General features: G+C 72.5%; 3 protein-coding genes. 1 reads left to right on the top strand and 2 read right to left on the bottom strand.

What is annotated here, in order from left to right:
* Positions 1-168 precede the first annotated feature (168 nt).
* Positions 169-1,257: an SDR family oxidoreductase gene (locus I5E_RS13325; RefSeq protein WP_022907425.1), complete on the bottom strand. Its 1,089-nt coding sequence runs from the start codon at positions 1,255-1,257 to the stop codon at positions 169-171.
* A 35-nt stretch (positions 1,258-1,292) separates the two neighbouring features.
* Positions 1,293-1,691, bottom strand: coding sequence for a DUF3253 domain-containing protein (locus I5E_RS13320; protein ID WP_022907424.1), 399 nt, complete (start codon positions 1,689-1,691; stop codon positions 1,293-1,295).
* A 123-nt stretch (positions 1,692-1,814) separates the two neighbouring features.
* Between I5E_RS13320 and I5E_RS13315 the strand changes: the two genes are divergently transcribed.
* Positions 1,815-3,098 (top strand): alpha-amylase family glycosyl hydrolase, encoded by a 1,284-nt coding sequence (locus tag I5E_RS13315; RefSeq protein ID WP_031262699.1) that lies wholly within the window; start codon positions 1,815-1,817, stop codon positions 3,096-3,098.
* Positions 3,099-3,109 lie beyond the last annotated feature (11 nt).

Here is a 3,109-nt window from a genome sequence, read left to right as displayed (position 1 = left end):
GCACCCTCATCCCCGCCAGACGGGCTCACAAGCGTCACCCCGAGCACTCCACCAACGTCCACTGCGCTCCCCTCGGCGATCCCCGGCCAGACAGCAGCAGAAGCCACCTGCTCGAAAGGGTCCGGCTAGGAACGCGAGAAGCGAAAGCCCGTCTCAATAGCCGATCGGCTACTGAGACGCTGCGAGCGGCGCTGACGGTGATAGACAGACGCATGCACATGGCGCTGGATGTGGCCCCGGCTCGCGGCGCACCTCGGCGTCGACCCGGCCCGCGTGGTCGGCTTCGAGGGCGAGCCCCGCCCACTCGAAGCGCAGATGGCCCCGTACGAGTCCGCGTGGGCCGGGATCGCCGAGCGCCACGGTCTCGCCGAGCCGGACATCACCCGCCTCGCCTCGTGGTGGCACACCGACGCCGACCTCGGTCGCGCGATGGAGGTCGTGACGGACATGGGCAAGAGCCGCGACGCCGGCTTCACCGCGTTCCGGCGGACCGAGCGCGCCTTCGCCGAGCTGGTCGGCTCCCGCCGGGGTCGTCGACGCCCACACCATGTGCTCCGCGAGGAGGCCGGCGTCCGTCATGTCGGTCAGGCCGTTCCACTGCTCAGCGCTGCCGGGGAAGACGAAGTCGAGGTCGAGCTCCTTCGCCAGGGTCGCCTGCACGGCGATGGTCAGCCCCATGTTCATGGCGTTGCCGACCGCGTGTCCGATGACCGTGTGCGAGCGGTGCACCGACCACGTGAAGCCCTGTCGCTCGGCGGCCGCGAAGAGCTCGTCCTCCTGCGCGTAGTAGAAGTTCGGGGTGTCGAGCCGCGGCTCCTCCTCGTGGAAGGGCGTTTCCGGCATCTCGCCCGCCGCGTACGCCTCGAACGGACCGAGGTAGTGCTTCAACCCGGTGACGAGGGCGACGTGCGCGAGCGGCGCGTGGTCGAGTGCGGCGAGCAGGTCTCGGACCATGCCGCCGTTCACGCGGATGTTCTCGGCCTCGGTCTCCTGGCGCTGCCAGGCGGTGAAGAACACGTGCGTCGGGCGCTCGCCGGCGAGGGCGGTGCGGAGCGAGTCCGGGTCGCGCAGGTCGGCGGCCACGGTCCGGACCCCGTCGCGGGGGAGCGGGCGCCGGGAGAGCGCGGTGACGGCCCAGCCGAGGCCGAGCAGGTGGTCCACCAGTGCGGAGCCGGTGATGCCGCTGGCGCCCACGACGAGGGCCTCGGGACGGACGTCGGTCGGTGCGGTGTCGGTCGGTGCGGTGTCGAGTGTCATCCCCGGGTGCAACGCCCACGCCCGACAGGTGTTCCCTACCGGGGGCGTCGGATCCGGATCGGGCCCTTCGCCGTGGACGGATCGACCACGCTGCCGTGCTGCGTGATCTCGACCTCGCCGCGCGCGACCATGCGGCGGGCGGCACGTCTCGCCGGTTCCATCAGGTCGCGCCAACCGTCCGGGTCGAGTGCCCGAGCGGCATCCGACGGGCAGATGCTGGACGACCGGGAGCGCGCTGCGAGCAGCTCGTCGATCCGCTGTTCGAGCGCCCGGTCTGTCGCGTCGACGCCGTGCTTCCGGCACGCGGCCGAGCAGTACTTCGCGTCCGGAGCCGCGGACGCGGGCATCCGACGCCCGCACGACGCGCAGGTGCGTTCGGCGTGCTCGGCCGCGTTCGCCGTCGCGTCCGCCTCGGTCCTGATCGCGCGTCCCATGCGCCCATCCTCTCCCCGCTGTCCGGTTGCGCACCCAGCCCAGGCACGGCTGGCAGCATCGGGTCGGTGAACCCCGTTCCCGATGCCGCCCGCCCGCACGAACCCGCCTGGGTCGAACACGTGATGTGGTGGCACGTCTACCCGCTCGGGTTCGTGGGCGCCGAGGTCCGTCCGGACACCGCCGTCGCGGACCGGCCCGTCGAGCAACGCCTCGAGCGGATCGAGGCCTGGCTCGACCACGTCGTGGACCTCGGGCTGAACGGACTGCTGCTCGGTCCGGTCTTCAGGAGCTCGACGCACGGGTACGACACGGTCGACCACTTCCGGATCGACCCGCGGCTCGGCGACGACGAGGACTTCGACCGTCTGGTGGCGTCGGCGCACGCGCGCGGCGTGCGGGTGCTCCTCGACGGGGTGTTCAACCACGTGGGCCGGGAGCACCCGGCCTTCCGTGCGCTCGAGGAGCAGGGCCCGGACGCACCGACGACGGATCTGTTCGCGATCGACTGGGCCGGCTGGTCGCCCGGAGACGACGTGCCGGTGGGACTGTTCGAGGGGCACGACATCCTGGTCGCGCTCGACCACGGCAGCCGCGCCACCGAGGACCTCGTCGTCGAGGTGATGACGCACTGGCTCGCACGGGGCGTGGACGGCTGGCGACTCGACGCGGCCTACGCCGTGCCGACGGCGTTCTGGGCCCGGGTGCTGCCGCGCGTCCGGGAGCGCTTCCCGGACGCCTGGTTCACGGGCGAGGTCATCCACGGCGACACGGCTGCGTTCGTCCGTGCCTCGACGGTCGACTCCACCACGCAGTACGAGCTCTGGCAGGGCATCTGGCACGGCATCGCCGACCGGAACTGCTTCGAGCTCGCGCACGCCGTCGAACGGCACGACGCACTGCTGGCCGCGCAGGCGCCGAGCACGTTCGTCGGCAACCACGACGTGACGCGCATCGCGAGCGCCGTGGGGGAGCGGTTCGCCGGGCACGCCGCCGCCGTCCTCTTCACGGTCGCCGGGACCCCGAGCGTCTGGGCCGGTGACGAGTACGGCTGGACGGGGGTGAAGGAGGAGCGCGTCGGCGGGGACGACGCCGTCCGCCCGGAGTTCCCGGCCGGTCCGCTCGAGCCCGTGGAGCTCACGCACGCGTACGAGGCGCTCATCGCCCTCCGTCGCCGCGAGCCCTGGCTGCACCGGGCGCACACCGACGTCGTCCACCTCACGAACACGGCGGTCGTGCTGCGCACCGCGACCTCGGAGCGGGCGGTGGTGACCGCCCTGAACCTGTCGCCCGATCCCGTCGACCTGCCCACAGCGGGCGCGACGCGCGTGGAGGCGGGCGGAGCCGACGTCGGGGACGGAACCCTGCGCCTCCCGGCTGCCGCCTGGGCCGTGCTCTCCGGATCGTGAGCAGAAATGGT

Source organism: Curtobacterium sp. B18 (genome assembly GCF_000333375.1).
Taxonomy (GTDB): domain Bacteria; phylum Actinomycetota; class Actinomycetes; order Actinomycetales; family Microbacteriaceae; genus Curtobacterium.
Note: the sequence above shows the minus strand (reverse complement) of the source record. Positions and strands in the feature narration are given on the sequence as shown.

Excerpts from the sequence above, each read along its gene's own strand:
- I5E_RS13320 (WP_022907424.1), bottom strand. The coding sequence starts at position 1,691 with ATGGGACGCGCGATCAGGACCGAGGCGGACGCGACGGCGAACGCGGCC.
- I5E_RS13315 (WP_031262699.1), top strand. The coding sequence starts at position 1,815 with ATGTGGTGGCACGTCTACCCGCTCGGGTTCGTGGGCGCCGAGGTCCGT.
- I5E_RS13325 (WP_022907425.1), bottom strand. The coding sequence starts at position 1,257 with ATGACACTCGACACCGCACCGACCGACACCGCACCGACCGACGTCCGT.